This window comes from Pedobacter sp., from assembly GCF_035566355.1.
Lineage (GTDB): Bacteria > Bacteroidota > Bacteroidia > Sphingobacteriales > Sphingobacteriaceae > Pedobacter.
Genome location: NZ_DATMRL010000283.1, coordinates 1 through 6,955 on the forward strand (window position 1 = coordinate 1; position 6,955 = coordinate 6,955).

5 protein-coding genes are annotated in these 6,955 nt (G+C 39.8%); all 5 read left to right on the forward strand.

Translation table 11 applies throughout. From position 1 onward, the window contains the following. On the forward strand, positions 1-1,361 hold a 1,361-nt coding region (locus VNZ46_RS11175), incomplete at its 5' end, for a sodium:solute symporter family transporter (RefSeq protein ID WP_325560240.1). Between the two features lie 692 nt (positions 1,362-2,053). Then, complete coding sequence (locus VNZ46_RS11180) at positions 2,054-3,190, forward strand: helix-turn-helix domain-containing protein (RefSeq protein ID WP_325560241.1); 1,137 nt, start codon at positions 2,054-2,056, stop codon at positions 3,188-3,190. Positions 3,191-3,288: 98 nt separating this feature from the next. Further along, entirely contained in the window at positions 3,289-3,912 is a 624-nt protein-coding gene (locus VNZ46_RS11185; protein WP_325560242.1) for a hypothetical protein, read from the forward strand. Positions 3,913-4,166: 254 nt separating this feature from the next. Then, a complete protein-coding gene (locus VNZ46_RS11190; protein WP_325560243.1) occupies positions 4,167-5,606 on the forward strand; it encodes a serine hydrolase domain-containing protein in 1,440 nt (479 codons plus the stop codon). Positions 5,607-5,778: 172 nt separating this feature from the next. Continuing rightward, positions 5,779-6,955, forward strand: a 1,177-nt coding sequence (locus VNZ46_RS11195) for a DUF7402 domain-containing protein (protein ID WP_422662178.1), incomplete at its 3' end; no start/stop codon positions are given.

Genomic DNA, 6,955 nt, shown 5'->3' on the forward strand with positions numbered 1-6,955 from the left:
AAAATAAGATATCGACGATGCCTCAGTTCCTTAGCCAGCGCTATAACGGTACTGTAGCCATGATTATGGCTGTTTTCTGGCTGTTGTTGTATGTAGTAGTTAATTTAACGTCTATTTTATATCTGGGTGCTTTGGCGGTGAGCAGTATTTCTGGTTTTAGCCTGGAGTTCTGTATGTATGCGATTGCTGTATTTGCTATTATCATCACCCTTGGTGGAATGAAGGTAATTGGTTATACAGATGTTATCCAGGTGTTTTTCCTGATCCTGGGTGGTTTGGCTACGACTTATCTGGCTTTAAACCTGGTTTCCGATCACTATGGTACGAAAGGAATTTTGGAAGGTTATCATTTGATGTCTACAAAAGCATCGGAACATTTCCATATGATCCTGAAGCCTGAAAATGAAAATTACATTGATTTGCCGGGTTTAAGTGTATTGATTGGTGGTATGTGGATTGTGAACTTAAATTACTGGGGTTGTAATCAGTACATCACTCAGCGTGCTTTGGGGGCTGATTTGAAAACGGCCAGAGGGGGTATTTTATTTGCGGCCTTCTTAAAGTTGTTGATGCCGATCATTGTTGTTTTACCTGGTATTGCCGCGTATGTTTTATACAAGGATGGTGCGTTTCAATCGGAAATGGTCCAGGGTGGATCGGTTAATCCTGACCGGGCTTATCCGGTGTTACTAAACTTGTTGCCTGCTGGTTTGAAAGGTTTATCTTTTGCGGCGCTTACTGCTGCTGTGGTTGCTTCTTTGGCGGGTAAGGCCAATAGTATTGCGACGATCTTTACTTTGGATATTTACAAGAAGGTGATTAAACCGGATGCTACTGAGAAGAGTCTGGTGGTTACAGGTAAGGTGACCATTATTGTGGCTATGATTCTTGGTGTTTTAATTGCTCCGCATTTGGGTATTGACAAAAAGGGTGGTTTCCAATATATTCAGGAGTACACGGGTTTTGTTTCTCCAGGTATCTTTGCGATGTTTATCTTAGGTTTTTTCTGGAAAAAGACGACTTCTGATGCGGCACTTTTTGCTACGATTGGTGGTTTTATGTTGTCTTTGGTGTTGAAATTCTTACCTCTATGGACGGATCTTTCGTGGTTATCAGGTATGGGTTTCTCTGTTAAGAATTCTTCTGGGGTTTTTGAGATTCCATTTATTGACAGAATGGGTTTTGTGTTTGTATTCTGTGTTATTGGTATGTATATTATTAGTATGCTTCAGTTTAAACCTGGGGGCGAAAGCAAAGGTTTGGAGATCGATGCGAAGATGTTCAAAACGACTACGGGTTTTGCGGTTGGCGCATTGCTTATTGTTGGGTTACTGGTTGCGCTTTACGGTATTTACTGGTAGTTTTTTAATTGTTTTTTTTTGAACCTGGTTGGCGAGATTTGCTGACCAGGTTTTTTTATGGGTAAATGTGGGGAAGTGGATTTGTTGAAAAATTTTTATTGAAAAATTCTGTACAGCTGCTTCAAGACTAACGATATCAGGTCCGCTGAAGGAGCGGACAGATCTCTGAGGTCTTTCCGCAGCGTACGAGAATTTTTCATAGCAAATTGCAGAGGGAGGGTGGATACGGGGGAATTTGTATGGGGTTGGAATTGGGGAGACAGCAGTGATTAGTTAAGCGCTTGAATAGAAAAAGGGACCAAATCTTTCGACTGGCCCCTTTCATTAAATTAACGCTCTCGATGTAAACGTAGAATTTTTTTTTGATATTTTGAAATTAATTTTTGTTTTTTTTTATAAAAGGGGGTAAAGAATAATCATTGTGCTTTAACGACCTCGACACTACCAGATGTATATTCAAAATTATTTGAAGTTGCCTAATTCTTTGCTACCTATTTTGTACCTGCTGGTACATTAAATCTTTGTAACTTTGGCTTTAGAATGCGGATTGTTCAATTGAACGGGGTGTTTTCCGAAGGAATAGCGATAGATCAACGAACAAACAGAGATTTATCCTTAAGTCGGGTATAAGCATGATAGTGGGTTTCTTGTTTAAATTTTGCGTTGAAATAAATATTAAATAGAATCTTTAAATGCTACTCAGGGCTATCTTATTTACGGGTTTTATTCAAGGCTTTTTTCAGGTCCTGCTGCTGGGATCGAAGACAAGGAATCCCTTAGCGGATAAATGGCTGATGCTCTGGCTGCTCCTGGTATCTCTTCAGTTGCTGTTCTACTATGATGGTTTTTCGGGGGTTCCGGTAGCCACTGGTTTTATTGGAGTATTGGCCTTTTCTATCCCGCTGCTCAGTGCGCCAATGCTTTACCAGTATATCAGGAGTTTGTCTTTTGGAAAAAACTTAACTATAGGCTTTGCTTTGCTCTATTTTCTGCCTGTTGTAGTCTATTGGTTCATTACGATATGGTTTAAATTTAACTATGGCCAGGAGATCGAGGTACTGAAGGGATATCCGCATTTTGGCCAAATGGTTCCTCAGTTAGTGCTGTATGTCTTTACCATTCCTATGGCCATTATACCTGGAGGCTATGCGATATGGGGATTAATCACACTGGTCAGGTACCAGAGCAGCCTTTCTGCGCAATATTCCTATACGGAAAAGATAACCTTAAACTGGCTCAAGTGGCTGGTCATTTCTATACTGGTACTTTTTATAGGCCTTTTTCTGCTCATTCGTTTTGGAAGAACTGCCCTGGGACCAGATGATTTATTCAGTGTCGTTGGAGCAGTGCTTTCCGGGTATATATTTTTGATTGGTTATCTCGGAATCAGGCAAGGCACGGTATTGATCGGAATAGAAAATAATATACTACCTGAACCTGCCGGAGATACTGTTCCTTATAGAAATTCAGGCTTGGATGAACGGGCTGTAGAAGAAATCTATGGTTCGCTGATTGATCATATGGAAACACAGCATCCTTATCTATCCGATGATCTTAGTTTGCCTGTCCTAGCTGCCCAGCTGAATGTGAGCCCTAACCAGCTCTCACAGGTGATCAACCAGCGATCAGGGAGTAACTTTTTTACCTTTGTTAATGCCTATCGTGTACAGGCAGTGAAAGTGAAACTGCTTGACCCGGCTTTTGCCCATCTTTCCATTCTTGGAATTGCCTTTGAATGCGGGTTTAAATCGAAGTCGGCCTTTAACAGGATATTTAAAGAACAGGCCGGCTTAAGTCCACTGGACTATCAAAAGCAAAAAAAAATGTAAAATAGGCGTCCCATCCTACATTATGGGGCGCATGTTTTGTGCCAGTTGTGCTCCTTTGCCTAAAAAACGCTATGGATATCCTTTCTCTATTTCACAAAATGAACATCTTGATCCACATTCTTGCGGGATCCTCTGCCTTGCTCATCGGTGTATTTATCCTTGTTGCTGCAAAGGGCGGAAAAAAGCACCGTATTTTGGGGTGTCTTTTTCTCTGGCTTCTGTCGATTGTCATCTTGACGGGTCTGCTGGGGGTTTTCATCTTTAAACGGAACAGTTTTCTGCTGGTGATCACGGTGCTTAGTGGTTATCTCGGCTTTTCCGGATTCAGGGTGATGCGCAACAGATCCAATAAACCAAGACTGTTAGATGTTGCAGCCGCTCTGCTTTCGATATTGTCTGTTTTCTTCTTTGTTTATTACTTCAGGTCAATTGGTATGATCTGGTCGCCGGTAATCGTTTGCAGTACGGTAGGTTATCTGGTGTTGGTTGTTGTTTATGATTTGGGTAGATACCTGTTTGCAAAAAAAACTTATCAAAACATATGGATGTACGAACATATTCTAAAGATGGTGAGCGCTTTCAGCGCATTGCTTTCCGCTTTTACAGGAACAGTTTTGCCCCAATACCATCCATACAGCCAATTTCTGCCTTCAGTATTTGGATCCGTCATTGCATTGGTATTTATGTTGAGCTATTGGTATAAAAGGAAATTTAAAATTTGAGTTATAGGAACGTATAAAAAAGAAATCCCTGGTTTTTTCCGGCCTACAACAGATAGCTAACAGCTAAGTAATGGATAGGACTTAGATTCGTGTTGTATTCGATGAAATGACTAGTTATCCCTAAGGAATTGGCCATAACAGCCGATAATCCCAATCATCTGGCTACAGGGATGCAATAAACATCATTATTAAATCATACGGGAGGACATTTTCATTTTTTGTTTTCTTGATGCTTATTGATAAATTCGTTACTAATGAAAAGTATTAAATTAACCTGTCTCCTGGTATCTGTTTTATTATTGAGCCTTAGTTCATACAAGACACAAGCACAAAGCAATCAGCAACAAAGAAGTGATTCTGTTTTTTTGGCGATAAAGAAATATATTGATCAAAGGAATACAAGTTTAATATACGCTTTGGGGAGTGAAGCGTATAAAAAGGTTGTTAATGAAAAAAATCTGACTGCTTTTTTTGATAAGGAAATATATCCTTTAGGGAGAATTAAACAATCGTCGTTTGATGGTTTAGATAATTCCATTAGCAGATATAAGTTGATGTTTGAATCTGGAAAACTGGTGCTTTCTTTTGCGCTCGATAAGGAGAATAAATTTAATTCTATCACTTTTACTCCGTTTAAATCAATCATTTTTAATAAGCCGGTACCTGTTGCTACCTCTAACATTTTAAAATCTGTATTAGACAGACAGGTAGATTCTGTAGCCAGACAGTACATCCAGAAGTCAAACACTGTGGGATTAAGTATTGGAATTCTAAATAATGGTGTGGTTCAGACTTATGGCTATGGAGAAATAGAGAAGGGAAAGGGTAAACTTCCTGATGCCAATACGATTTTTGAAATAGGATCAATTACCAAAACTTTTACAGCAAGTATACTGGCTTATTATGTTAATGAGGGTAAAATTAGTTTAACCGATCCTGTTACCAAGTATTTACCAGATTCGCTATCTGCAAATCCTGAACTTCAAAAAATCAAAATTATTAACTTAAGTAATCATACTTCAGGGTTGCCTTCTCTCCCTGCCAATTTTGAATATGGAGGAATGGATAGGCTTAATCCATATAAGTCTTACAATGAAAAGATGCTCTTTGCTAGTCTTAAGACCTGTAAATTGAGATCTGTTCCTGGTGAAGTGTATGCGTATTCAAATCAAGCTGTGGGCTTACTTGGGCTAATTTTGGAAAGGGTATCTGGGAAAACGTATGAACAGCTTGTGCAGCATGTGGTTACCGGTCCATTAAAGATGAGCAGTACTTATCAGTACCTAACACCTTTGTTATCAAGTCGTTTCGTTGATGTTTATGATGCCGATGGTGATGAGACAAAACCCTGGGATTTTGATGCTCTGGCTGCTTGTGGATGTCTTCGTTCTACGGTTAATGATTTGCTGCTTTATGCAAAAGCGAACATAAAATGTGAATTTTCTTCTTTATCTGATGCTTTTGGCTTAAGCCATCAGGTCACTTTTTCGAAGGGTCCGGTAGTGGGCCTGGGCTGGCATTTATATCAAGTAAAGGATGATAAATATTACTGGCATAATGGGGGAACTGGTGGGTGCAGAAGCTTTCTGATCTTTAATATAGAGAAGAAAATTGCCGTGGCGGTGATTTCGAATGCTGAGGTTGATGTTGATGATGTGGCCAGGGGTATTTTAAAGAAACTGCGATCTTCTTGATTGCGTAAGTAAAAAATATGTTTTCTGACCTCTCTGAATCTTACAGATTCTGATGTTCGGTCATGAAAACATATTTTCTTTGGGTGCAGACCGGGGAAGGAAGTTTTATTTGATTCTGGTTTGCATATTTGATATTTGTTCATATGTTTGTACATGTTGATGTAAATATTAAATGAATAAATTAATGGCAGCTGCTTTCTCATCGATATCTAAAGTCTTCATTGTTTTCTTATTGCTGTTTTGTACTGGCTTTGTTTACGCAGGGCCGGGTAATATTGCTCATAATGCGAGCGTAACGGCTTCATCGGAAATAACTGGGAAAGGAAATGCTGTCCATGTGGTAGACGGGATTATAAGGATTGACGGTAAAGGTGAATGGGTGTCAAAAAGTACGGTTACTTTTTGGGGGCAAATTGATTATCCCTGGATACAGTTGAAATGGCGCCAGCCGCAAAGTATCAATAAAATTATTTTATACGATAGGGTGAGCAGTACTTCTCATAATGCTGGTGGTGTGCTGATATTTAGTAATGGTAATAGGCTGCCCGTGGTTCAAATACCTAATAATGGTGCGCCTAAAGTAGTGAGTTTTCCAGAGCAAACTGTGGATTGGGTGCGGTTTGAAACCACGGATGCTGATGGTGCTGCAATTGGTTTATCAGAAATAGAGGTGTATCCTTCACCTGCTCAGATTGTTGATCCTGTTTCGTGGGTGGATCCTTATATTGAAACGAACCGGGGACGCTATTTTTATTTTGTTACCGGCAGCCAGCCTTTTGGTATGATTAGCGCGGCACCTTTAACGCGTAATAAAAATCAGTATGGTGGTGGCTACAATTACAATTCTACAGAGGTATTAGGTTTTCCGCAAATACACTGTTGGATGCTGTCTGGCATAACGGTCATGCCAACCACAGGCGAGGTCAACCCGAATAAGGGAGAACAGGAATGGAAATCTGATTTTTCGCATGATGGAGAAATTGTGCAACCGGGTTATCAACGACTTTATTTGGAGAAGTATGATACCTGGGTTGAACAAACAGCTGCCGACCGCATTAGTTTTTATCGTTTTACTTATACCAAAGATGCTTTAGCCAATGTGCTGATCAATCTGGGTGGTTATGTTGGCGAAGCAACAATGAATGATGCAAGAGTTAAAAAAATAAGTAATACGCGTATTGATGGTTCGGTAAACACAACCGGGCGTTTATGGGGAGGCCCCGAGAATGTGCGTATTTATTTTGCTGTTGAGTTTGAAAAGCCCTTTGAAAGACTGAATGGATGGGATAGTAAACATGAATTTTCTGATATTAGTGAAGTAAAGGGTACGACAGAGAAAACGGCAAGGA